Genomic DNA, 25,243 nt, shown 5'->3' with positions numbered 1-25,243 from the left:
AAAGTCATTCATGCTCATATAAAAAGCATGGAATGATTGCCGCTGTTTGAGAATTCAATTCCCTCTGTCAGCAATGATTCATGCTTGCAAATAGTATAGCATAATAATATGGCCGTACCAAACAGAAAAAATCATGTTTAATACGTTATTTAGGTATAAGGAAGGTGTATTAAATGGAAAAAACAAAAAAAACCAATGCACGATGGACCGTATTTATTATGCTGGCAATTATTTGCACCATTAACTATATTGACAGGGCGGTTATATCTGTTTGCATGCCGCAAATTCAGGAGGAATTGCAATTTTCGCCGGAAATAGTAGGTGCCATACTCAGTGCTTTTTTCTGGGGGTATGCATTAATGCAGATTCCCTGCGGCTGGCTTTGCGATCGATTTAAGCCGGGAAAAATCTTGTTGATAGGCGGCTTGTGCTGGGGAATATTTCAGATTTTCACGGGACTTGTCAGCAGCAGCAAAATTTTCATGTTTATCAGAACGTTGCTGGGTGTATCAGAAGCGCCAATTTATCCGGCAGGCGCTAAATTGCAGTCTATCTGGCTTCCGGTAACTGAACGGTCCCGAGGCAGTGCGCTCGTCGATGTAGGTTCATCCTTGGGAAATGCTTTTGGAGCTCCCCTTGTTGCCTTTTTTGTATTATGGTTGGATGGCTGGCGCGAAGCATTGATTGCGATCGGTATTTTAACGGCTCTTATCGTTCTTATTTGCGGCAGAAAATTGATGACGACACCTGATACCAATAAAAATGTAAATCAGGCGGAACGAGATTATATTAAAAGTGCGCTGGAAGAAGAATGGCAAGCTAATCAAGCAGATAGTGCCCTTGGAAAAGTCAAAGTGAGTCTGAAAACGTATTTTACGCATAAAGATTTTTGGGGAATGTGCTTTGGCTTTACCTGCGGCAACGCTATTGCATACGGACTCATGACCTGGGGTCCCATGTACTTGGCTACAGTTCATCATTTGGATATCAAAGGCTTAGGCGGCGCTTTGTTTATTATTTACGGTGTCAGTGTATTAGGCGGTTTGCTGGGCGGCACGATTACGGATATGTTGAAACGTAAATTTGGAAAAAAATACTATAATACAATCATGCATGGCAATCTGTTGCTGATTGGTGTAATGACAGGTGGTGCTATGCTCTTATTAAGTCAATCCAGGTCCCTGTATATGGCTATTGCCTGCATTACTGTGGCTTTGTTTTTCCAGAAATGGTCAGGGTGCTTATACTGGACAGTACCGGCAGCATTGGCACAGCGTGAAAACATTGGTACCGTCGGTGGCTGCATGAATTGCGTTGGTAATATTGGCGGAGCTATTATTCCGCTAGTTATCGGGGCGATCGTAGGTTCTACGGGATCTTACTTTCTGGCAATCGTATTGTTTGCCTGCTTTGGTATTGGTATTGGATTATTTTCTTTATTTATTAATTTCAATAAAAAAATTGGTGTAACATCTAATTAATATATCTTGTATAAGACGGCTTAGCCGTATTCAGGCAGACGGGGTGAACCCAGGGGCCAAGCCTGAGTCCGTCCGTCTGCGGTTTCGAATCTCAAAAGACCTATTCAAAGGTATGATAAAAATACGTATGCGTGAAAGAAGGCGGTATGATGAGTGAACATATTGATATTTTGATAGAAAATGGCAATATAATACATGCGGAAACGAAGACGATTCAAAAAGGCACGATAGCAATTTGCAATGGGCATTTTGTAGCATATGATCCGACCGTATCATATGAAATCGGTGAAAGGATACAGGCAGATGGATATTATGTGAGCCCCGGCTGGATTGACTCGCATACGCATATTTTTAAAGATGCCACAGAACCGGGGTTTGCCGCAGATCTGGGATTAATCCCTATGGGCATTACATCAACCATTGATGGTGGCAGCTCAGGAATTGCGACATGGCCAATTTTTAAAAGTCATATTGTAGATGCCAATTACTTGAATATTTTTTATTCCATCAATGTTTCTCCGGCGGGACAAATTACGGAACGATATCCTGAAAATGTCGATCCGCGGTATTATGACGTTGATACATTAAAAAATATTATGGAGAAAGATGCAGAACATGCAAGAGGATTGAAATTGCGTTATGGGGCTGAAGTTGTCGAACCCTTTGGAAACGACGTATTAGATAAAACGATAGAATTAGCCGATACCATAGGCTGCTCGATTACGCTGCATGTCACCAATCCGCCCTGCCCGATGGAGGAAATTGTCTCAAAAATGAGACCGGGTGATGTTATTTGTCATATTTATCAAGGCAAAAGAAGCACCATCCTTGATGAAAAGGGGGAAGTAAAAAAAGCGGTGTGGGAAGCGAGAAGCCGCGGTGTGTATTTTGATTCCGCAGATGCACGGATAAACCATTGTTATAAGGTTATCAGACCGGCGATTGCCCAGGGATTTGTGCCAGATATCATTTCTACGGATTTAACACAAAATGGTATATTCAGCAATATGTGTTGGGGATTGCCGGTAGTCCTTTCCAAGTGGTTGAATTTGGGATTGCCGTTGGAAGAAGTAATCGCAGATTGCACCTATCAGCCTGCCAGGATTCATCATTTACCGAACGGGATAGGTACACTTTCACAGAATGCGGCCGCTAATGTTACGATTTTTAGTGTGGAAGACAGAAACTTTCATTTGAAAAACAGAATGGGAGAAGAGTTTGACGGAGAAAAAATGATTCTCCCTCAAGTCACGATTATTAATGGTAAGATTAGATATAAAAATCTGTATTTTCCATTTTGATTACTGATTCTGAGATAAATATGTATCTTATTTTTCCTTAATCAATGCGTTTTGTAAATAGGTATTGATTAAGAAATGCAGTACCAAATAAAGAAACGAGCCAAGAGACTTCTTAGCTCGTTTCTTTATTTTGCACTGTTTTAATCAATATCCATACTTATTTTTTCCTGATTATTCATGGAATAACCACCCTTTTCGATGTCTGTCATATCGAGAGGATCTTCTTCGGCTTTTACCGGTTTTAGCTTTTTTATGGTGCCGCAGGCCTCTTTTACGGAAAGGAAATCACTCTTGCCAGAAAGAACCCATAAGATTTTATAGCCCTTGGGATGGGGCAGCAGGCGATCTTCCCCCTTGCCATCTGTGAAGTACACGAGAAGGTCGATGTGTTGGCCGTTGGCATAGTCGAAAACGGGAGAGAATTTTGTCCCACCGCGTATATCCAGCCTGTTTTTTATGTCTTTGATAGAATGGATACGATAGGTCCGCCTGATTTCATCGTCACACTCTATAATCGTAATTTCATGATTGTAATTTTTTACAATGCGGAATACCTCCTGCATCGCCTGCTTGAACTCGGCGTTACTGATACTGCCGCTGATGTCAAGGGCAATAAAAATTTTGGCCTTATGCGCTCGGAGACGGCCGGGAAGATCCAGCCGTTCCGGTTGCCTGCGGTTTCTCCGGGCAGTTGTCTTTTTCAGACCGATGGCGACAGTACCTAGTATCTTTTTTAAATACAGATTCCAGGGTAATTCACTTTCTCTATCCTTCATGGCGTCGATCATACTTTCCAAATAATTGGAAAGCTGTCCCTTCTGAGAAGCATCGACATATTTTTCTGTAAACTTCTGCAGAGTCTGGGCGTCTACCTCATCAGAGCTTTCCCATATGTCATGCGTTTTTTGGGGGTCATAAGAGGTTTTGATTTTTTCATCAGGAATACTATCGTCCTCGGGCAGGTCTTTTTTTTCACTGCGCAAATCCAGAGCGGTCTGAATTTTTTCCACGTAATACTCAAAAGATTCAAAGGGAGGAAGAGTCAGAGAATAATTCATATTGACCCATGACAGCGTAGTGGCATAGGGCGGCAGATGATCCAAATAGGTGTTCACGACGACGTCCATGGCCATGTTCAGCGCCAGCTTGCTGTAACGGTCCCGAAGCTCTCTGGCTCGCAGCAGATGCAGTGATACGATGTGGAGTATTTCATGCTTAATAGAACTTTCCATCTGCGGCCCCGTCAGAATCAAAAAAATGACGGGATTGAAATATATAACATACTTGGCACCTTTGAAATGTACCGCCGTGGGGCTACTGATATCGAAACGGATTTCTTTCCCCATTTGGAAGAAAAAATATCCATAAAAATTATCCGTATCCTCCATAAGACTTAGATTGACCTTGTCGACCAAGCTGAAAAATTCTTTTTTAAATTCCTCTGGGATTTGCAGCGGCGCGTCATCCTGACTTTCTTTTAAATACGCATCAATGATGATGCAGGCTTTCTGGTATAGGAGTGTTGCTTCACTGGCAATATGTGTTTCCATAATACATCACCTGATTGAACGATATGCTTCAAAATATGCATTGACAAACTGTTTATTTTTCAATGCGTGCGTATACACGTGGGACGTACTGCTTTTGATATCCTTCATGATGCCGATCATCAGATCGACGGGATAGAGCTTTAAAAACGCCATCAGTCTGTCAATGGCAGTATCCGGCGCAGCACTCTCCGTATCTATTACGGCATCCAGCTGTTTTACTATATTTTTGGCTGATAAATACAGCCGGGTATGGCTCTCTCTGGCTATTTTCTGGGAAATCGACGGATTGATATGTTCGCCTGCAAAGACCTCCGCATAGGAAATAAGAGGCTGGTAATCTGATGTTACGAAGTTTACGAATTCTTCGGCAATAAGTTTGCCCACATTGCCGCGAATGACGTTGAAAAATACGGAGCGGGGGATTGTATCTGTCTTTTCTTTATAAATGGCATACAACCTGGAAATTCGTTCATAGCTCCTGGGAGTAGCGCTGATATCATCGCTGTTGTGCTGGTGCAGGTATTCTGGAAAAGTGGAAATAAATTCCATAACCTTAGGCTCAATGCCAAAATCAGCAGCCCAGTCCAGCCATTGCATGTAATCCGGTTCCAGGTACAGCCAGACAAACCGGTTTTCTTGGGCACTATCCATCTCAACTGCCTGATAATCGTCTGTATTGGAAGGATTCATGGCCGCAATGATTTTGACGTCTCCCGGCAGCGTGTAGCCGTTGATTTCCCGGTCAAGTATCAAATTCATCAATTCCTGCTGGACAGCATGCTCGCAGCGGTTGATTTCATCAATGAATAAGAGAACTGTATTGCCGCGGCCTGTTTCCTCATCTATCTCCCGTAATGTATGATGAACGGCGTATACCGTTGTTTTCTCCTCTGTTTTATGCCCCTTAGCATCGACTTTGGTATAGATGTCTATTGTAGGCAGACCGCCTATTTCTCCTTCTTTCAGAAGGTTTCCGTCGATTACCAATAATCTCCAATTATTTTTTCGTGCGATTTCTTTGGCCAGCGATGTCTTGCCAATGCCAGTTTCGCCGACCAGCAGAGGAACCTCGCCAGTTGCTAATATCAAATCCACACTTTTTAATGTATCCGTAAAATTCATTATATATTCACCTATTTGATCCTTAATTTTTCATCCACTGTTATTCTTTTTGCCGCATCACTGCCGTATTGATAGACCAGCATTAGCTTATCGATAGGCATTGTTTCATTATTTTTATCAATGGCACTGCAATTGATAAAATCCCGTACATACTTTTCGTCAACATCCTCATGGCGCAGTACCTCTTGCAGTACCTGTTCCAGTTCATGAGGCGATACGGTCATTTCCCTGGGGATATATTTGATGACTAAAATGTTTATTTTCAAAAATTCTAACAATTTGCTTTTATCGATAGGGCGTACCAAACGGACCGCCTGTTCATTGCTTTTGACAGCAATACATTCGGCTTCGTGAGTTGGGGTATGGATATACCGCAAGGCCTCGTAATTTGTCTTTACGGCGGCTTCCTGCACGATTGGGCAAGGATTATTTATATACTTTATGGCATCGTAATTCTTTTTCACGGCCAATAATTGAAGCTGCCTGTTGGGATTCTGTACATATTTGATAGCCCATCCGGATTGACTAAGGGCCAGCCGGATCAATTCATCCGATGGGTTTTGGATGTATTCTAAATTATTCCAGCCGCCGCGTATGGCCTGTACCAGAAAGTCCGTTGTGGGATTTTTGATAAATTGAATAGCCCGGGATGTATTTGCCAATGCCGCTTCCTGCATTTCCCGGGTCGGATGGGGGATATATTGCAATGCCAGCCCGTTTCGCCGAACTGCCAGCAGCTTCATTTCCTCCGTTGGCTCTGCAATATGCTCCAATACATAAGGATTATTTCGTATCATTTCTATATATTTTGATTGATCCATAATTTTAATTCCTTTTATCCGCGGACTTGTGAAGAAAAGCAGATCCGCTAATTACAGATCTGCTTTGTTTCCCTAGCATATATCAGCCCTTCGGCAGTTTTTCCAGACGGTGAACGCCGATAAACATTTCCTTTATGTTTTTAAAGGAAAAAGTATCCAGCTTTACTTCGTAAGCCGTGCCCTGTGGTGTGAAGACACCATTCAGCTTAGCATCCAGCTCATATTTGTTTTCCCGTTTATTTGCATGGAATTTGGCATCATATTCATTGATTTGACGGATAAGCTGCCCGTTTTGGAAGGTCATGGCATCTATAGTACTGTTGTATTTTTCCACGTACAACTTGCAGGACACATTTTCAATACTGTTGGGGTAATCCATTGTCTGCATGCCCTGCAGGGTTTCCATATCCACATACACGATATCGTCCGGCTGTGTGCCGATCACGCGATAGCGGAAAGAATTGTTGAGCAGGGTATCCGAATCCATCGCACTGACAGAGAGACAGCCTATGAGAAGAAGGCTGAGTAAAGAGAATAGGGTGAATAGTTTTTTCATCATAACATCATCCTTTCTGATATATAGCTTTATAAATTACATTTATTATTCTATTATTATACCATAGAAGCGGCGGATATAGAAATATTTATGCAAACTTCTGCGGGCTATTTTTTACTTTGTTGAATGTTACATACAAACGCTTAAAGATTTTTATTTTCAATTATACGAGCCTTTTCTGCTGTACAAAAAAAGATAGATGAAAGGGATCGATTATAAATAGTTATGGATAACTACATTGTAAACATTTTTTGTGGGAGCGCATTAGTCCCTATAAAACAGGCGTTTATCGCGCTTTTATGCTTGCGAAACAGAGAAAAATATCATAAAATATTTTAGGGAAAGACGTGAGCTCTCAGAATGCTGGATCAGACAATGAAGGGCCATATAATGAAGAAAGGAATGGTTTCTGGTGTTAGATTTTCGTATTCGTACCTTTTTGTGCGTTTGTCATCACATGAACTATACACGGGCTGCGGTTGAACTGGGGATTACACAGCCGGCCGTATCTCAACATATCCGGCATCTGGAAAAGGAATATCAAACCAAACTATTTGATTATACAGGCAAACATTTGGATTTGACTCAGGCCGGGCGTATGCTGCTCCATGCGGCGACGACGATTTGTCATGATGATGCTATGCTGAAACAGCGCATGTGTGATTTACAGTGTAACAACCAATCTATTGTTTTCGGCGTGACACATACGATTGGTGAGTTTGAGATCATTGACAAACTGGCAGTTTTTCTCCATGCGAACAAGGATATCAGTATCCGTATGGAAATTGCTGATACGGATACGCTGCTCCCGGCTATTGATGAAGGCACGATTGATTTTGCGATTGTGGAGGGATTTTTCGATCATAGTCAGTACGAAACGCTGCTTTTTTCCAATGAACCCCTCATTGCTGTCTGCGGACCGGGGTATGATGCGCCGTCTGAACTGAATCTGTCTGACCTGCTAAAGCACCGGATCATTATCCGGGAAAAAAGTGCCGGCGCCAGGGAGCTTTTGGAGCGCAATTTAGCGGAACATAGTCTGACCATGATGGATTTTTTATTTCGCTATGAGGTGGGAAGTCCGCAGGCCGTAAAGGGTCTGGCCTGCCGGGATTGTGGCATTGCCTTTTTGTATGAAAAATCCGTGCGGGAAGAAGTGGCCCGTGGTGTTCTGCGGGAAATTCACGTCAGGGATTTTTCTGTTACCCATGCGTTTACCTTTTTATGGCGCCGCGGCAGTATGTACGGCGTGTTGTTTAAAAACATGTATGAACAGCTGAAGGATTGATCTGGAGATTGTGCAGTCATTTTTATGAATTTTCTGAAAGGGTGAAGAATATGTTATATTCAACAGAAGTGAAGAATATGTGTCCTGTGAAAAAAGGAGCATATCATGGTCCGGCACCGATTCCGGAAGAAGGACAGTGGGTGCAGGCCAGGGAAATCAAGGATATCAGCGGCCTGACGCATGGAATCGGCTGGTGTGCACCGCAGCAGGGAGCCTGTAAGCTGACCTTGAACGTCAAGGACGGTATTATTGAGGAAGCCCTGGTGGAAACGGTGGGCTGTTCCGGAATGACGCATTCGGCGGCTATGGCGTCGGAAATTCTGCCGGGTAAAACACTGTTGGAAGCATTGAACACGGATTTGGTTTGTGATGCCATCAATGTGGCTATGCGCGAACTGTTCCTGCAAATCGTATATGGCCGGACTCAGACGGCTTTTTCCGAAGGCGGTCTTCCCATCGGCGCCAGCCTGGACGATCTGGGTAAGGGAATGCGCAGTCAGATCGGTACCATGTTTGGTACAAAGGCTAAGGGTACCCGGTATTTGGAAATGACGGAAGGCTATGTGACACGTATGGCGCTGGATGAAGAAAAACAGGTTATCGGCTATGAATTTGTCCATCTTGGCAAGATGATGGAGTCTATCAAAAAGGGTGTGGAACCGGCGAAAGCGCTGGAAGCTGCCAAGGGCCATTATGGCCGTTTTGAAGAAGCCGATTCATATATTGATCCGAGACAACAATAGGAGGGCTGAATAATGGAATTATTTGAAAGTTATGACAGAAGAATTGATAAAATCCTGAACGTACTCAAGGAGTACGGTATCAGCAGCGTAGAAGAATGCCGTGATATCTGTCAGGCTGCCGGCATCGATCCGTACCAAATCGCCAAAGATGTGCAGCCCATTGCATTTGAAAATGCCGGCTGGGCGTATACGGTAGGCGCGGCCATTGCTATCAGGAAAAATGCCCGTACGGCGGTGGAAGCTGCCAAGGCAATCGGCATCGGCCTGCAGGCATTCTGTATTCCCGGTTCGGTTGCCGATGACCGTAAAGTAGGCCGCGGCCATGGCAATCTGGCGGCCATGCTTCTTCAAAATGAAACAAAATGCTTCTGTTTTCTTGCCGGTCATGAATCCTTTGCGGCAGCGGAAGGGGCTATCGGTATTGTCCGTAATGCCAACAAGGCTCGTAAGGTGCCTCTCAAGGTCATTTTGAACGGTCTTGGCAAGGATGCGGCGCAGATCATTTCCCGTATCAACGGGTTTACGTATGTACAGACGCAGTTTGATTATAAGACGGGCGAGCTCGGTATCGTCCGTGAAATCTCCTATTCCAAGACGGAACGTGCCGCTGTACGCTGTTTTGGAGCCGATGATGTTCGTGAAGGCGTGGCTATCATGCATTATGCCGGCGTTGATGTTTCGATTACTGGTAATTCAACCAATCCGACCCGGTTCCAGCATCCTGTTGCCGGCACTTACAAGAAGGAATGTGTGGAAATGGGTAAAAAATATTTTTCCGTTGCTTCCGGCGGCGGCACGGGTCGTACGCTGCATCCGGATAATATGGGAGCCGGCCCGGCCTCATATGGCATGACGGATACGATGGGCCGCATGCACTCTGATGCTCAATTTGCCGGCTCTTCTTCCGTACCGGCTCATGTTGAAATGATGGGTTTTCTCGGGATGGGCAACAATCCTATGGTAGGCGCTTCTGTTGCCGTGGCTGTTGCGGTAGAAGGGGCTGCCAAGGAAGGAACATTCTAAAACTTATTTTTTTTAGGGCGAGCACAGTTCTGTAAAACGAACTGTGCTTTTTTTTGACTATTTTAATGTCAGGTGGTATAATAATTGTAGAGTTTAAACAAGTATGCACAAATGCAAAGGCTATCCTAAAAGTTCGGTACCGAATCTTTTTGGATAGCTTGTTTCGTTCAGAAGATGTATAGGAGCAGGTCTTAATACGAGTCAGGAAGCGAAGTACCTGCCTAACCGCGGGAAAGGGGTATTTGATGATCAGTTTGAAAAAGGCAGCGTGTATGGCGTTTTTTGTTATGACGGCATCCATACCGCTTGTTGCCGGAGCGACATTTCATCCCGGTGACAGAGGAACTCAGATAGCAGCGATTCAGCAGGCATTGGTAAATAACGGCAGCAGTATTATGGCTGACGGAGATTATGGTCCCGGGACTCAGGCGGCGGTACGTCAGTTTCAGTCTGCCCATGGTCTGGAGGCAGACGGGATCGTCGGCGCGCAGACGTATGAGGCACTGATGGGAACCGTGATGCCGGAGAATATAAGCAGTCAGTATGGGCAAGGGAACGGGGCGCCGCTTCAGAATGCGCCCAAGGTGATGTCTTTTCCTATTGTTACGGCAGATAATGAAATTCGGGTGATACAGCAGTCACTGGCCAATGCTGGCTATGCCGTAGATACAGATGGTGTTTTCGGCGTAGGTACGGAGCAGGCCGTGCGGCGGTTTCAGGCCAGCCGTGGTCTGGATGCAGACGGCGTGGTCGGACCGGCTACGTTTTATGCGCTGACCGGTCAGGTACTGCCGACCGGGCCTGTGCGTCGTTTCGGCAACGGTGGCTACGGCAGCGGTATCAGCTCTTCCGTGGCACAGCGTCTGCTGGGCGTAGCCAATCAGTATCTTGGCGTGCCGTATGTATTTGGCGGTACGACACCGTCTGGGTTTGACTGTTCCGGTTTTACGCGGTATGTGTATTCTGCTGTGGGTATCAGTCTGCCGCGGGCTGCGGATGAGCAATATAATGTGGGATATGATGTAGCGCAATCCAGCCTGCAGCCAGGAGATCTCGTGTTTTTTACAACGTATACGCCAGGCGTATCTCATGTGGGTATTTATATTGGCAATAGCCAGTTTATTGATGCTGCCAATGCTGGTGTCAGTGTGGACAGCCTAAATAATGGATATTGGGCGTCACGGTACGTAGGGGCTAAGCGGGTCATGTAACTGTATAATAAAAAGATAAGGTGTCCTTTGCAACACAAAAGATCCTCATGGAATACATGTTCCATGAGGATCTTTTTTACCAGGTATTCCTTTATCCCAGCAGATGCTGCCGGAGAGCATAGTCCACCAGCTCGGATTTTGTAGTACAGTTCAGTTTTTGCATAAGCCGAACCTTATAGGTGGAAACTGTTTTGATGGAAATATGAAGCTTTTCGGCTATGACTGCCAGAGAGTAGCCATGTACAAGGTATTGCAGTACTTCCTGTTCCCGGACGGATAGCGCCGCATTTTCCCGGGGGCCGTCAATGAGATCATTCAACAGGGCATGCGTTTCTCTTTCGCCCAGATAGCGGCGTCCGGCCCGAACCGTATGGAGGGCACGGAATAATTCTTCATCAAGGGTATCCTTGCACAGGTAGCCGTCGGCACCCTGCTGCATGACTTCTTTGACGTATTGCTGCTCGCTGTACATCGTGAGAACCAGTATCTTTACCGGATATTTACGCTTTTTGATTTCCCGCAGACATGCCAGACCGCCCATAAGGGGCATAGATAAATCAAGAAGAACCACATCAATGGGGATGGATTCCAGCTTTTTCAAGGCTTCATAGCCGTCCGAGGCTTCCGCAACGACCTTGAAATCCGGCTGAGAGGACAGGAGTAATTTCAGTCCTGTCCGCAAAATACGGTGATCATCGGCCAGCAGTATTTTGATTGGATTCGGCATCGACAAGACCTCCTTCGCCGTTTTTGGGAGTGATAGGTAAAATGATGGTAATACGTGTTCCGTCATTGGGCGTGCTGTCAATATGAAAAGTGCCGTTCAGGAGCGAGGTCCGTTCCCGCATGCTGACAATTCCCAAATGGTTGTCCAAACGGGCCTTTTCGGCGGTATCTTCACTGAAGCCGATACCGTTATCTTCGATGGACATGGTCAGCTCCGTGTCCGTTACGGCAACCGCGATAGATACGCTATCAGCACGGGAATGACGGACAATATTGGTCAGTGATTCCTGGAGCATGCGGTAGCAAAGCAGCGAAATAGGATGGGATAATTGTGCGATATTGCCGCTGAAGGAAAAAGACGTATGGATATGAGGCTGCATGCGCCGGAAGGTATCCAGGTATTTCTCGATGGCCACAGTCAGCCCCAGGTCGTCCAGCAGCGGCGGGTGCAGTGTTATGGCCAGATGCCGCAGTCCTTCCAGTGTTTCCCGGGTCAGGTTCTGAACATCCCTTACAAGTTCTTTGCCTTCTTCATCGGGTGTCTTATCCAGTATTAAGCGCAAATAGGCCAGCATAGATACCATGGATTGACTGGTTTCATCGTGGAGCTCCCGGGAAATGCGGCACCGTTCATCCTCGCGGGCAGAGAATAGCTGACTAATAAGCCACATTCGCAGCTTTTCCTTTTCCTGCAGGGCTTTGACGAGCCGAAAATTCTCCTGATCTTTGGCATACAGTCGATCTGTCATGCTGTTGAAGGCATGCGCCAGGCGTCCTACGTCGTCCGTTGTTTCCACCGGAACACGGACATGATAATTACCGCGTCCCAGCTGGCGGACGGCGACCGCCATGTTCTGAATCGGTTTTAGAAAATTCCGAGCATATCGCGTGGCCAGCCAGGAAGCTAGTATGCAAATAAGGAAAATGAGGGTGATCATTTCAACGAACCGCTGCCGCATAAGCCGCATCATGGGCTTTTCCGTCAGACCGATGCGGAAATAGCCGACCAGGCCGTCTTCGATAGGGCAGAGAATCTCCCGAATATATCCTTCATTGCTGTCAAAGGTCTTTGTGTCTAGAGCAATATTGGCCTGAGGCATGCGGACAGCAGGCAGACCGGCAGGAATGCCGTTGGTAAAGGTACTGGCTAATATCTGTCCATTGGGATGGGACACGATAATATAGCGGATCTGTTTGTTGCTGCTCTGGGTGTGCATGAGCTGTTCCGTAATGGCAAAGCGGTTGTCCACGAGAATGTCGTTACTGATAATGGTACTGATGGATTCAGCGATTTCAGCGCCTGATTTATCCAGCTCATGCTCCATTTCCGTGCTTGTCGTGTACAAGAGAAGGCTGGCGATGAGAAGGCCGCAGATGAAGATCGTACCGACGATCAGGACATTGAATTTTACATATAAGGTGTAATTTTTCATGTCACTCTCCCTGCCTATGGCTGCGGACGTTGTATTTACGGCGCAGTTCTTCATACAGCGACGGGTCCGGCGCGATAAATTTGTCTATGACGACATGCTGCAAGGCCCCATGCAGGGCCGGGGTCTGATCCATATCATAGAAAATACGGCGCAGGGCGTCCTTTTCCTGCTCCGGCAGATCACTGCGCATGACGATAGGGCCTGTCGGCGCTTCCGGCAGAATATCGATAATGCGGATCTTTTCGAGAAGCTGCGGATTGGTCTGCATGACAAAATCATAGATCTGACTGTCGATGCTGGCGGCATCGGCCAGGTGGTTGGCAACGGCCCAAATGGATTTGTCATGATTGTACGTATAGAAGAAGCGTTTGAAATAGGCCTCCGGCGAGGTTCCCCTGTCCAGAAGCAGAAAATCAATGGCTAAATGACCGGAGTAGCTCAGGGGATCCGTAAAGGCAAAGACCCGCCCCCGAAGCTGATCAAAGCTGGTAATGCCGCTGTCCGCAGCGGTAATGAGATAGGTTTGATAGTAAATCGTCCCGTTGGTTTGTCCCATTGCCAGCATTTCAATAGGCGTTTTGCCGTGATAGGCTGAATAGGCTCCTGTAGAGAAAAAGGCCACGTCGGCATCGCCGTTAGACATGAGCGTGTTCAGCTCTTCATAAGTGCGGCGCTGCAGCAGTACGGCCGGACGGTGCTGCTTTTGAGAGATATGGTCGACGAGGAGCTGGTAGGCCTGGCGGGTTTCTTTTGGTGAAATAACCGAGGCAAAGGCGATGCGGAGAGGTTTTTCTGCCGGTTCTTCTGCCACTGCCGTGTGCTCCTGCGTTTTTGTGAAATCTATGTTTCCCTGCGGCGTGTCACAGCCTGCGCAAAGCAGCAGCAGGCAGATCGCTGCTATGCTGAGTATATATATCCATCGGTTGCGCTGTTCCATTCTATAATCTCCCTGATTTGTTATCATATATTATTTTATTATAGCATGAAAATAACAGATAGAAATCAGTATGTCTTTTTAGACTAGGTATTTCTCCAAGGCATACTGAAGGCATGTATACCAAGGGCGTGAATTTTTCCAGAAAAGCCTGTGTGGTACCTTGTTTTAGGAGACATATAAAAAACAGCTGTCTAAGATGCAGGCAGCTGTTTTTTCGGCCCCTAAGGCGGGGGCCCGGGAGAAAAGAGACTATATAGTTGAAATGAGATAGCGTATTAGTCTTCCTGCGGTTTGGCATTCCAAACAAGAAGGGCAAGTAAGGTAGACACAACGGCGGCACCGACCCAGAATTCGGTTGCCATGCCGAAATCATATACTTTAGTACCATTGACAACCATAACTGTCATCAGCTTGCCGGTGACAAATTCCTGAATGGCGGCACCGGCATAGCTGAGCAGGCCGATCATGCCCATAGCCGCGCCGGTAACGCGTTTCGGTACGATATCGACTGCCATGAGACCGCCCATGTAGCAGACCAAAGCGCCCATAGTAAAGCCGTAGAAGGTCATACAGAGCAGATCCATCGTAAAGGATTGCGGAGCCCATACAAAGCCGGCAATGGACATGGAATATAATACACCGTAGATAAGTGCCGGCGCATTGCGCTTATGATTGAAGAATCTGTCAGAAATCACGCCGCACAGCAGGGCACCGAAGATACCGGCTACCTGCATGTAAGCCATAACACCGGCGGCACCCATGATATCGTAGCCTTTTTGGGAGGTTAGATATACGACGCCCCAGCTTTCTACGGCATAGCGGGCAATGTATACGCATAGAGAGGATAAGCCGAGAATCCAGACTGCCGGATTTTTGACGACGGCATTCCACTGCATGGTGCCGACAGATTTTTCCTTTTCCGCATCGACCTGTTCCTGCGTTTTTTCTCCGTAATAGACGGAGCCGTTGGGAAGACCTTGTGTTTCCGGACGGTCGCTCATGCCGAAGTAAATGAAAGCTGTGCCGATCAGCGAGATAATGCCGGCAGCTACAAAGCCCATAGACCAGTTATAGGCAGATACGATGGCTGCAATAGCAAAATATGCAAACGAGGAGCCCAGATTGTGACTGGTAAACCAGACACCGTACAGTGTGCCGCGCTGCTTATTGCTGAACCACTGATTCAAGGCTACGATGGATGGTCCGGCGCCATAGGATTGGAACCAGCCGTTCAGGCCCCACAGGATTGCCAGCGGAACAAATGAATTCACAAGGCCCATGCCGACCATTGTCAGGGAAGAAATAAAGAGGCCGAATGAAAAGAAGCGCTTGTTGTTCATACGGTCGGCAAGGAAGCTGTTGGTAAATTTACCTAGGCCATAGGTGATGAAGAAAATAGAACCGATAATACCTACTTCTGTCGGGGTAACGATCCCGGAAGCTAACAGAGGTTTTTTGATGACTGAGTAGCTCTGCCGGATAATATAGTAGAAAGCGTATCCGATCGTGATGGAAGCAAATACGCGCCAGCGCATGCTGTTGAATTTTTTCTTGACAGCATCGGCACCTTTGATTTGTTCGATATCCGGACTAGTTTTAAAAAATTGATACAATAAATTAAGCATAAAAAAACTCCTTTCTTTTTAACGGATAGTTGTCAGCCTGCTACGCTGCATTCTGAAAGGCTGTCTGTTGTTTCGTTGCATCCGTTCCATGGTTGATACTGGTTGATACTGTTAGTATAATAAATTATTTATAACATCTGTAGCGGAAAAACTCTGATTTTTTTGTAGGAATTTTTCTGACATAAAAAGAGCGATTGCATGTGCAATCGCTCTCTGGATGAAATCGTTTATGAGAAAATATACATGGCCCGGATAGTGGCAATGTCAGCAGGCGTGACAGCAGGAAGGGCGCTGCTGCAGGATGCTTGAATGGCGTCGGCATCGACAACCCACTGAGATTGGATCATTTCCTTTTTGTGGGCCTTTATGTAAGCGGCAGTGCAGACAGCGGCCCTGCTGCAGGATAAGCTTTGGATTACATAGTTGAAATTTGTTCGTGGAACAGCCTTCATGGGATGCTTCCAGACCTCTTCGATTTCCAGCGTATAGTCGCATTCGTGATAGCCGTTGGAAACCGCTTCACGGCCAATATCTTCTGTGTTTTTCTGTCCCATATCAAGCAGCAGGTATTCATGCAGCAGCTTGCATTCCAGCTTTTCCTTCATCATGTCTCGTTCAGGCAGGATGCGGCAAGGGTCATCTCCGTAAAGACGCAGCAGATCCAGCAGAAAGCGCAGGCGGTGCCGTTTGAACGTGAAAGCGTCTGCTTTGAGAAAAATATTACGCATAGTGATGTACATTGCAGTCTGTTCACGGAAATCAGCGTTGAAATAACTAATCGGTGTTTGTTTGATAATATAGTGAAATAGCTTATGTTCCAAATCGATTAATTTGTGCAGAGCGGCTGTTCGTTCTTCAGATGGTGATAAAGGATCACGCCGCTTACGGTTCAACTGGTCCAGATAATTCAGTCCTGCCGTTTCGACGGCCAGGGCGCTGAACAGGCAATCATCCTGCTGATGACTGAATAGTTCTGTTTTATCGGCAGCGGATACTTCATGGGATGACATGATACAGGACTCCTTGATAGTAATTTATTGTTCATAAATGAGTGTCTTTAAAATAATCCTTAAAGGATTGGACCCATGTGCGGGCCGGATGAGACAAAAAGCCCTTGCTCTTCCAGATCATGGCCAGCGTCCAGTATATCTCCGGATCGGTGAGCGGAATGTGGACAGCTTTGCCGTCGGGAATACGTTTGCAGATACTCTGCGGCAGCAGGGCAATGCCCAGATGGGAACCGACCATTTCAACGAGAAGATCCCAATTACTGCTTTGGCATACGATTTTGGGATGGGCCATGATCTGCTGGTAAAAGGATCGGATGTACGAGTTGAGAGAAAAGGATTTTGGATAGTATACCAGTGGCTCTTCCTTGATATCTTCCAAGGTAAGGCTTGTTTTGCCAGCCAGAGGATGATTCGGCCAAAGCACAACCTCCAGAGATTCCTTGGTGAAAATAAAGAAATCATAAGGCATTTCTGTAGCAATAGGCAGAGCAACAAAGCCTGTTTGTATAAGCCCTTCATCGATAGCCGAAATGACATCCTGGGAGCCGACTTCCGTGAGTTCCAGTTCAATATTGGGATAAGAGGTAATAAAGTGGCTGATAAAAGGAGAAATAAAAGAAGACGCTATCATCGGTGGGATACCGATGGCCAATTTTCCCGCATTCAGAAAATGGGGTGATTCCATTTCTTCATTCAACCGGGTAAAATTTTTTATGAGTTCTTCGATGCGGGGAAGTAAATAAGAACCTCTTTCCGTCAGCTCGACATTTTTCCCCTTGCGGTCAAACAGCCGGACATTCCAATGCTCTTCAAGAGCCTTGATTCCTTTACTGATAGACGGCTGGCTGATGTGAAGCGCCTTTGATGCCTTGGTAAAACTTTTTTTATGTGCGACCTCAATAAAGTATGTTAACTGAAATAAATCCATACCGTTAGCTCACCTCTCTTTACTGGTATTAATCTTAACATATTTCAAAAGAGAAAAGAAGATTATTATTTTTTTGCCAGCGTAAGCTGATTTGGATTAAAACAGCTATAGGGATAGAGGTGAATATTGCGAACATTTCAATTCGTTTTGAATTGGAGATAATGATATAATAATAAAAGCGTGGAAACTTAAAAAAATGACAACAGCAGGGAGTACGTGGAAATTTTATGACAGTATTGATGAAAATAAGGTAAACTAAATCTATATCTATATTTGTAGGGTAAAAAAGTTGTATAATAAAAATATCAGAGAAAAGGAGCGAGAAAAAAACATGACTGTGCGTTGGATTATGCATGTCGACATGGATGCCTTTTATGCATCGGTGGAGCAGCGGGATAACCCGGCATTGCGGGGATTACCTGTAATTGTCGGCGGATTGATGGATAGAGGGGTCGTTGCGACTGCATCATATGAAGCACGGACGTTTGGCATCCATTCAGCCATGAGTATGAAACAGGCACGAAGGCGTTGTCCCAATGGTGTGTTTCTGCCTGTGCGTATGCCTCATTACCGGCGTATTTCTCATCAGATACGTCTTATTCTTTCTCATTATTCGCCTTTTATTGAACCACTGGCATTGGATGAAGCTTTTTTGGATGTATCGGGGATGGAACTGAAATACAGATCTGTTGTCGATATTGCCAAGGCCGTCAGAGAGGATATACGCCGCACTACGGGTTTGATCGCGTCAGCGGGCATCGCGCCGAATAAATTTCTGGCTAAATTAGCATCGGATCTGCGCAAGCCCGACGGGCTGGTCTGGATTCCGTATGGAACGGAGGGTCAGATACTGGAGCCTCTGCCAGTTAGCAGGCTTTGGGGAGTAGGCAAGGTGACAGAACAGGCTTTGCAGCAGGCCGGATTTCATACGATCGGTGATGTCGCCGCGGCCAGTCCGGAGGCCTTGCGCCCTGCCGTGGGGAATCAAGCGCGGCGTCTGTATGAGCTGGCTCATGGACGGGATAACCGTCCGCTGGAGGTAAGCCGCCGTCCGCAGTCTGTCGGCAATGAACATACGTATGAACGGGATCTGACAACGTTGTCCGAAGTGGATGAACAGTTTCGTTTGCTGGCTAATGAAGTATCCTGGCGTCTGCGGCAAAATCATTTGATGGGGCGGACCATTACGATCAAGGTGCGGTTTTCCTCTTTCCGTACGATTACAAGGTCTCTTACCATTGACAGCATGGGGACCTGCTCAGAAGAACAATTGTATTTTTCTGCTAAAAAATTGTATAATAAAAAAGAAACAGCTGAGCCAGTACGGCTGCTGGGACTTACGGTGAGTCAGCTGCAGCCGCTTCAGGTACAAAGTGATTTGTTTTCGGAAGATGAGGAGACACAGGAAAAAGTAGCTGCTTCTATTGATAAATTGCAGCAGCGGTTTGGCCGCCGGGCAATCATGAAGGGCTTTTTATGGGAAATGTCTCATGAAACTAAAAATAAATAAAAAATCATTTTTTTTATATCATATTATGATAAGGAGTATATGCCATGGCAATTTTTAAAGTAGCCGCCCATACCGGAGATAACAATAATGGGTACATTATGTATGATACGGAACACAAAACGGTCGAGGTCTGTCTGAATGATGCCGCAGTGAATGCCCGTGTATATAAATATCTGACGACGGAACGGCCCATGCACCGGTTTACTGATTTGTCGTATTATGAAACTGTCAGTGCGGTTCCGGCTTCCAGTCTGGATCATTTGAAGCTGGCATTGTGTTATATTTGGCTGGCATTAGGGGTTCATATTGATTGGAGCCGTCCTGTCGAATTACTGTAGGACTGACTGGCGAAGATCCGCTTTCTGACGGGATGTTTTTGACATATCCACAAAGTATCCACATTCTGTGTATGGTTCTGTGACGAGAATGTGGATACTTTTATGCAGATAGCTATTTTATGCCGCTTTTTCTTGTGAATATTTTTGAAATCAGGAAGAAAATAGGTGGACAACACGTGTAAAACACAGATATATAATAGAAAAAAGTAACGGTAAATGGCATAGATACGCTATTTATATTTTTGTGCACACAAAAAAAATATTGTGTATAACCTGATTTGAAATGTGGATAATTGATTGCCGGAGGTTTGTAATATTCGTAGATACATCGAGATGCATGTTGATTTTATGCTGTTTGGCAGCATTTCCCCGATCTCTTTTTATGGAAGTTATCCACACATATTGAAAATAAAAAATAGTTGCGGCGGTTGGATTGAAGGATGCCTGGAATCTCATTTTTTATACCGGTTCGGATTCCGGCCAAGATAATGAAGGAGTGACGAATATACATGAAAGCAGTTATAGATGGATTGGTTGTTTTAGCAAATGAAATCGTGACGGGGCAGGTATTGATGTACGAAAAGGATATTTGGAAAATTGTTCCGCGCCGTGCCTTTCGGGCCGGTATGTGCACGGAATTAATCGATGCAAACGGCGGATTTGTTGTTCCTGGTTTTATTAATGAACATATTCATGGCTGTGATGGTGTGGACACGATGGATGACGATCATGGCGAGGCATTGGCGGCTATGCAGAAAATACTTCCGTCTACAGGGGTCACTTCTTTTTTGCCGACCACTATGACCTATGACCGGAAGCGGATCGAACGAACGCTGGACCGCATACGGGAAGCAAAAAAGAATCCCGGAGCGCAGATTCTCGGTGCGCATATGGAAGGTCCCTTCATCTGTAATGCCTATAAGGGAGCTCAAAAAGCCAAAAATAGCTTGCCTGCAGATTTTTCATGGATAGAACCGTATGCAGATATCGTCAAAATCATCACCTTGGCGCCGGAGACGCTGAAGAATAAAACTTTTTTAAAGCAATGTGAGAAAAAGGGAATTCTTGTTTCTTTTGGGCATAGTGCGGTATCCTTTGAAGACGCGATGGATGTCATGGAGAATGGTCCCTTGTGTCATATCACTCATTTATTCAACGCCATGGCTCCTTTTCATCATCGGCAGCCCGGGCTGGCAGGAGCGGCCTTATTGTGCCCCAAGGCTCATTGTGAATTAATCTGTGATAATCTTCATGTGCATCCGGCTGCGCAAAAGCTGGCATATACATTGAAAGGACGCGACGGCATCCTTCTTGTAACCGATTCTATGCGGGCGTGTCTCCAGCCTGACGGAGAATCAGAATTAGGCGGACAGACGGTCTATGTCAAGGATGGACAGGCCCGTCTGGCAGATGGAACGCTGGCAGGCAGTGTTGCGGCAATGAATCAGGTTATTCTTAATTTTCTGATTAATACCGGCGCGTCTCTGCCGGATGTCATTGCTATGGCAACGATCAATCCTGCCCGTGATTTGGGTGTGGACGACCGTATCGGTTCTTTGGAGGAGGGAAAACAGGCGGACTTTGTTGTATTGGACAGCAATGATTTCCGCATAAAGCAGACAGTCATTGCCGGTGAATTGGTTTATCATGAAGCGACTCACTAAGCGTGTCCTGCCGGTTCTTTTTATTAGCGGCCTTCTTCTGGCAGGAGTGCTGGCCTATGCTTTTTTCCTATTGGGACAGACGGAGGCGCCAAGCAGAACGTCTGTGTCGTCAGCGGCTGCCGGTGCTGATAAGGCGGCGGCTGCTGTTGCAGCCATGACACCGGAGGAGCGGGTTGGGCAGCTGATGATGATTGGTATTATGGGACCGGAACTGGATATTGCCGCCGCACAGCAGTTAGCCCGATGTCCTGCCGGGAACATTATATTTTTTGACCGGAATATGGTCTCTCCGGTGCAAGTCAGGAAGCTGACGAAGGAACTGCGTCAGCGCATTGAAATGCATAGCGGAGTCCTGCCTTTTATAGCGCTGGATCAGGAGGGCGGACGAGTGTTGCGAATGCGAGGATCATTTCCCGCAATTCCCAGCGAAGAAGACATCGGCAGGACCGGCGATCCGGCGGCGGCTCGAAAATGGGCGATCCTTACGGGGAAAACACTGCATGATTTGGGGATCAACGTCAATCTGGCACCGGTTGTTGATTTGGATTCACCGGCAGAACGATCATACAGTACGGACCCGGGTGTAGTTACGGAATTTGCCGCTCAGGCTTGTCAGGGATATAGGGACAGTCAGGTGTGGTGCGCGCTCAAGCATTTCCCTGGTATCGGCAAGGTTAAAACGGATCCCCATATTGATGGCGATCGTGTACAAGCTGATGCGGAAGAACTGCGTCAGCAAGATATCAAGCCGTTTGCCGATCTGATACGGCGTAAAGAAGCAGCGAATGCGTTCGTGATGGTATCCAACGTGACTTTTCCTGCGCTGGATCCGGAGTGGCCAGCTTGTGTATCGCGGCGTATCATGACAGATATCCTGCGCGGTACTTGCGGTTATCAAGGGCTGATCTTGTCTGATGATATGGAAATGGGGGCGATGGCCAAACATTACGCTTTCTCCGATATGGGGGTCATGGCTATTAAGGCCGGAGCGGATATAGTCCTCGTATGCCATGATTACGGGCATGAAAAAGAAACCTTTGAGGGGATGCTGCAGGCATATAAAACAGACCCGGAATTTCAAAGGCTGGCAGACGAAAAAGTAATGCGTATTGTGCGGACGAAATTAAGATAAAGAAAAAAGCAGCTTGTTTGTAAGGTATATCCTGCAAGCAAGCTGCTTTTTGTTTTATTCTTTATTTTCCTTTTCCAAAGATCCCTTCCAGATACGCCGCCGTATCATTCAGGTAGTCTGCCGGAAAGCTTTCGATATCGCCTTTATCACAATGGTAGGCAAACTTCGGATCCATAGGAAGCTTTGCTGTATGGGGAATTTCATATTTTACAGCAGATTCTTCCACGTGGCTGGGACCGAAGATTTCGTGCTTGGAATGACAGTCCGGACATTCAAAATAGCTCATGTTTTCAACGAGGCCCAGTACCGGAACGTGCATGATTTCAGACATTTTGAGGGCTTTTTCGACGATCATAGATACCAGTTCCTGCGGGGAGGTGATGACGAGAATACCGTCTACCGGCAGAGATTGGAATACCGTGAGGGGAACGTCACCGGTGCCCGGCGGCATATCGACAAACATATAATCAATATCGCCCCAGATTACATCCGTCCAAAATTGTTTGACAGCCCCAGAAATGACAGGGCCGCGCCATACGACAGGGGCGGCAGCATCTTCCAGCAGCAGGTTCATAGACATGATTTCAATACCCGTTTTGGTGGCTACCGGAAAAATACCCTTTTCGTCACCTGTAGCGTGGCTGGTGATGCCAAACGCTTTGGGGATAGAAGGCCCTGTAATATCAGCGTCTAAAATCGCTGTTTTAAAGCCCCGGCGCTGCATTTGTACGGCCATCAGCGAAGTGACGAGAGATTTGCCGACGCCGCCTTTGCCGCTGACAACAGCAATGACATGCTTTACATGTGTTCCCGCATGCGGGGCAGCCAGCAGACTCTGCGGCTGTGTACGGCTGCTGCAGCTGCTGCCGCAGTCGGAACAGTCATGACTACAATTTTCACTCATGAATATCATTCTCCTTTATGGATGCTTTTTCCGGCATGGCAGCACGTATGGCAGCATGAGCCGGCATGTTTGCAAAGTTCGATGTGTCCGCCTTCGATAAGCAGTCGTTTTCCATGCACCAGAGCATCAGCCAGCTTGCGCCGTGCCGAATCGTAAATCCCGGTCACGGTGGTGCGGGATACGTTGATCTGAGCGGCACATTGCTCCTGTGTCAGCCCGATCCAGTCGATGAGGCGGATTACTTCGTATTCATCGATTCCCATGATAATAGCTGTGTTGTCTGTACAGCCTGAAGGAGCAAACTCTCCTGTCTTGGGCAGGGAACAGACTCGGCGGCACCGTTGTGGTCTTGGCATGGAATCCTCTCCTTTCCAGCGGTCAGTATTATTATAGAAGTATAAATGACATATGTCAATTAGATATATTTGAGAGTAAGTTAAAAAATAACAGCGTTTTTTGACAATTCAAAATATTATTGGAGCGTTTCTTCATATCGTTTGCGCTTTCGTACAAACGTAGACGGCGTGATTTTCAAGGCGCGGGCGGCATCCCGGACATTGCCGTATTTTTTGTAAGCCATAGTAAGGTAGGTATATTCGATTTTGGACAGCGCCTCACTGAGGTCCTGAGGCAATTCTGCCGGTGTGACGGCAGGGCTGTCCGACGGACAGATTGCTTTTTCTTCTACAATAACGATAGGCTTGGGTTGATGCAATAAATGCAGATCTTCTGGCTTGATTTCGTCGCCGGCGCTGATGATAATGGCTCGTTCTACGATGTTTTTCAATTCGCGGATATTGCCTGGCCACGTATATTCATTTAAAAGCTGAATCGAAATCTGGGTGAAAAACTTTTTAAAATTATATTTTTGATTCAGCTTGTCCAGAAAGGACAGGGCCAATGGAGTAATATCTTTTTTTCGGAACCGCAGCGGCGGAATGGAAATAGGAAATACGGTGAGGCGGTAGTATAAGTCTTCGCGGAATTGGCCATTTTTTACCATGTCCTCCAGGTTACGGTTGGTAGCAGCGATAATGCGGGTATCGATTTTTACGGGTTTTGTGCTGCCGATGCGCATGATTTCCTGCTCCTGCAAGGCCCGCAGCAGCTTGACCTGCATGTCCTTTGGCAGTTCGCCGATTTCGTCGAGGAACAGGGTCCCTTTGTCGGCCAGTTCAAATAGCCCGATTTTTCCGCCCCGGCTGGCTCCCGTAAAGGCGCCGCTTTCGTAGCCAAATAGTTCGCTTTCAATGAGGCTTTCGGGAATAGCCCCGCAGTTGACCTTGATAAAGCTGTTTTTGGCACGCTGACTGTGCTGGTAAATATAGCGGGCCATGACTTCCTTACCTACCCCCGTTTCTCCCAGCAGCATGACCGTTGTATCCATAGGTGCGACGCGGTTAGCCAGCAGTAATGATGATAAGGAGGATTCATCTTTGATGATAAGTTCCTGCTCTGTTACCGGCGATTGGATATGCTCCAGTTCCAGCCGGAGCCGTTCAAGCGTTTCTGTTTTTTCCTGCACAGCCTCTTTCAGGTTATAAATCTCCGTAAGATCACGTACGTTGGTTACGACCATGACCAACTCGCCGTTTTTGTCAAAAATAGGCGAGCTGGTGATCAGTGCTTCTTTTCCCGATTTGAAGCGCTGCTGCAATGTGATGGGGGCTTTTGTTCTGATAACGCTTAACGTGCCGGATTGGGATATCAGTTTTTGATTGACTAAATCGACCATATTTTTTCCCAGTACTTCTTCTTTTTTCAAACCGGTAATTTCTTCATAGGCATGATTGATTCGGATGGTATTGGCGTCCTTGTCCGTAATGTAAATGCCATCAAAGGAATGCTCAATAATCGCGTTTAGCCGTTCGGCCGCCTCATCGACGGTTGAGAAGATTTCCTTGGTTCCCATGGTGGGCCTCAACTCCTTTCAGTATGTT

At 46.3% G+C, this 25,243-nt stretch carries 23 protein-coding genes; 10 read left to right on the top strand and 13 right to left on the bottom strand.

Going from position 1 to position 25,243, the window contains the following annotated elements:
- The first annotated feature begins 173 nt into the window (after positions 1-173).
- Both AB840_RS02230 and AB840_RS02225 read left to right on the top strand, forming a co-directional pair.
- Positions 174-1,481: an MFS transporter gene (locus tag AB840_RS02230; RefSeq protein WP_048513202.1), complete on the top strand. Its 1,308-nt coding sequence runs from the start codon at positions 174-176 to the stop codon at positions 1,479-1,481.
- Between the two features lie 146 nt (positions 1,482-1,627).
- Positions 1,628-2,782: an amidohydrolase family protein gene (locus AB840_RS02225; RefSeq protein ID WP_143742682.1), complete on the top strand. Its 1,155-nt coding sequence runs from the start codon at positions 1,628-1,630 to the stop codon at positions 2,780-2,782.
- Positions 2,783-2,922: 140 nt separating this feature from the next.
- Here the strand turns inward: AB840_RS02225 and AB840_RS02220 are convergent, their stop codons facing one another.
- The 4 genes from AB840_RS02220 to AB840_RS02205 all read right to left on the bottom strand — a co-directional run bounded on the left by AB840_RS02220 (position 2,923) and on the right by AB840_RS02205 (position 6,834).
- Complete coding sequence (locus AB840_RS02220) at positions 2,923-4,332, bottom strand: vWA domain-containing protein (RefSeq protein WP_048513200.1); 1,410 nt, start codon at positions 4,330-4,332, stop codon at positions 2,923-2,925.
- A 6-nt stretch (positions 4,333-4,338) separates the two neighbouring features.
- Positions 4,339-5,454 (bottom strand): ATP-binding protein, encoded by a 1,116-nt coding sequence (locus AB840_RS02215; RefSeq protein ID WP_048513199.1) that lies wholly within the window; start codon positions 5,452-5,454, stop codon positions 4,339-4,341.
- An 11-nt stretch (positions 5,455-5,465) separates the two neighbouring features.
- The gene (locus AB840_RS02210) at positions 5,466-6,275 is read right to left on the bottom strand and encodes a hypothetical protein (protein ID WP_048513198.1); all 810 of its coding nucleotides are present in this window, start codon (positions 6,273-6,275) and stop codon (positions 5,466-5,468) included.
- Positions 6,276-6,357: 82 nt separating this feature from the next.
- Positions 6,358-6,834 (bottom strand): hypothetical protein, encoded by a 477-nt coding sequence (locus tag AB840_RS02205; protein ID WP_048513197.1) that lies wholly within the window; start codon positions 6,832-6,834, stop codon positions 6,358-6,360.
- Between the two features lie 409 nt (positions 6,835-7,243).
- On the opposite strand from AB840_RS02205, the gene AB840_RS02200 reads away from it, so the two are divergent.
- The 4 genes from AB840_RS02200 to AB840_RS02185 all read left to right on the top strand — a co-directional run bounded on the left by AB840_RS02200 (position 7,244) and on the right by AB840_RS02185 (position 11,096).
- Positions 7,244-8,119: a LysR family transcriptional regulator gene (locus tag AB840_RS02200; RefSeq protein ID WP_048513196.1), complete on the top strand. Its 876-nt coding sequence runs from the start codon at positions 7,244-7,246 to the stop codon at positions 8,117-8,119.
- Positions 8,120-8,169: 50 nt separating this feature from the next.
- Entirely contained in the window at positions 8,170-8,862 is a 693-nt protein-coding gene (locus tag AB840_RS02195; RefSeq protein WP_048513195.1) for an iron-sulfur cluster assembly scaffold protein, read from the top strand.
- Positions 8,863-8,874: 12 nt separating this feature from the next.
- Positions 8,875-9,885, top strand: a complete 1,011-nt coding sequence (locus AB840_RS02190) for a GGGtGRT protein (RefSeq protein WP_048513194.1) — start codon at positions 8,875-8,877, stop codon at positions 9,883-9,885.
- 245 nt (positions 9,886-10,130) lie between these two features.
- Positions 10,131-11,096, top strand: coding sequence for a C40 family peptidase (locus AB840_RS02185; RefSeq protein WP_078791670.1), 966 nt, complete (start codon positions 10,131-10,133; stop codon positions 11,094-11,096).
- 91 nt (positions 11,097-11,187) lie between these two features.
- On the opposite strand, the gene AB840_RS02180 is transcribed toward AB840_RS02185, so the two are convergent.
- The 6 genes from AB840_RS02180 to AB840_RS02155 all read right to left on the bottom strand — a co-directional run bounded on the left by AB840_RS02180 (position 11,188) and on the right by AB840_RS02155 (position 17,755).
- Positions 11,188-11,823: a response regulator transcription factor gene (locus AB840_RS02180; RefSeq protein ID WP_048513193.1), complete on the bottom strand. Its 636-nt coding sequence runs from the start codon at positions 11,821-11,823 to the stop codon at positions 11,188-11,190.
- A complete protein-coding gene (locus tag AB840_RS02175; protein WP_048513192.1) occupies positions 11,789-13,255 on the bottom strand; it encodes a HAMP domain-containing sensor histidine kinase in 1,467 nt (488 codons plus the stop codon). The genes AB840_RS02180 and AB840_RS02175 overlap by 35 nt, the downstream gene beginning before the upstream one ends.
- 1 nt (position 13,256) lies before the next feature.
- Positions 13,257-14,192 carry a substrate-binding domain-containing protein gene (locus AB840_RS02170; RefSeq protein ID WP_048513191.1) on the bottom strand — a complete coding sequence of 312 codons (936 nt, stop codon included), beginning with the start codon at positions 14,190-14,192 and terminating at the stop codon, positions 13,257-13,259.
- Between the two features lie 275 nt (positions 14,193-14,467).
- Entirely contained in the window at positions 14,468-15,817 is a 1,350-nt protein-coding gene (locus tag AB840_RS02165; RefSeq protein ID WP_048513190.1) for an MFS transporter, read from the bottom strand.
- 227 nt (positions 15,818-16,044) lie between these two features.
- Complete coding sequence (locus AB840_RS02160; protein WP_053078123.1) at positions 16,045-16,827, bottom strand: hypothetical protein; 783 nt, start codon at positions 16,825-16,827, stop codon at positions 16,045-16,047.
- A 31-nt stretch (positions 16,828-16,858) separates the two neighbouring features.
- A complete protein-coding gene (locus AB840_RS02155) occupies positions 16,859-17,755 on the bottom strand; it encodes a LysR family transcriptional regulator (protein WP_048513189.1) in 897 nt (298 codons plus the stop codon).
- A gap of 331 nt (positions 17,756-18,086) precedes the next feature.
- Between AB840_RS02155 and AB840_RS02150 the strand changes: the two genes are divergently transcribed.
- The 4 genes from AB840_RS02150 (at position 18,087) to AB840_RS02135 (ending at position 22,399) form a co-directional block, all read left to right on the top strand.
- Positions 18,087-19,265, top strand: coding sequence for a DNA polymerase IV (locus tag AB840_RS02150; RefSeq protein ID WP_048513188.1), 1,179 nt, complete (start codon positions 18,087-18,089; stop codon positions 19,263-19,265).
- 44 nt (positions 19,266-19,309) lie between these two features.
- Entirely contained in the window at positions 19,310-19,603 is a 294-nt protein-coding gene (locus tag AB840_RS02145; RefSeq protein ID WP_048513187.1) for a hypothetical protein, read from the top strand.
- Positions 19,604-20,112: 509 nt separating this feature from the next.
- Positions 20,113-21,267 (top strand): N-acetylglucosamine-6-phosphate deacetylase, encoded by a 1,155-nt coding sequence (gene nagA, locus AB840_RS02140; RefSeq protein WP_048513186.1) that lies wholly within the window; start codon positions 20,113-20,115, stop codon positions 21,265-21,267.
- A complete protein-coding gene (locus AB840_RS02135) occupies positions 21,251-22,399 on the top strand; it encodes a glycoside hydrolase family 3 protein (protein ID WP_048513185.1) in 1,149 nt (382 codons plus the stop codon). Before nagA ends, AB840_RS02135 begins: the two co-directional genes overlap by 17 nt.
- Positions 22,400-22,460: 61 nt before the next feature.
- On the opposite strand, the gene AB840_RS02130 is transcribed toward AB840_RS02135, so the two are convergent.
- From AB840_RS02130 to AB840_RS02120, 3 genes are all read right to left on the bottom strand, one after another.
- Positions 22,461-23,303 (bottom strand): Mrp/NBP35 family ATP-binding protein, encoded by an 843-nt coding sequence (locus tag AB840_RS02130; RefSeq protein WP_048513184.1) that lies wholly within the window; start codon positions 23,301-23,303, stop codon positions 22,461-22,463.
- 5 nt (positions 23,304-23,308) lie between these two features.
- Positions 23,309-23,659 (bottom strand): DUF134 domain-containing protein, encoded by a 351-nt coding sequence (locus AB840_RS02125; RefSeq protein WP_048513183.1) that lies wholly within the window; start codon positions 23,657-23,659, stop codon positions 23,309-23,311.
- Between the two features lie 116 nt (positions 23,660-23,775).
- Positions 23,776-25,215, bottom strand: a complete 1,440-nt coding sequence (locus AB840_RS02120) for a sigma-54 interaction domain-containing protein (RefSeq protein WP_048513182.1) — start codon at positions 25,213-25,215, stop codon at positions 23,776-23,778.
- Positions 25,216-25,243: the final 28 nt, after the last annotated feature.

Source organism: Megasphaera cerevisiae DSM 20462 (assembly GCF_001045675.1).
Taxonomy (GTDB): domain Bacteria; phylum Bacillota; class Negativicutes; order Veillonellales; family Megasphaeraceae; genus Megasphaera; species Megasphaera cerevisiae.
Note: the sequence above shows the minus strand (reverse complement) of the source record. Positions and strands in the feature narration are given on the sequence as shown.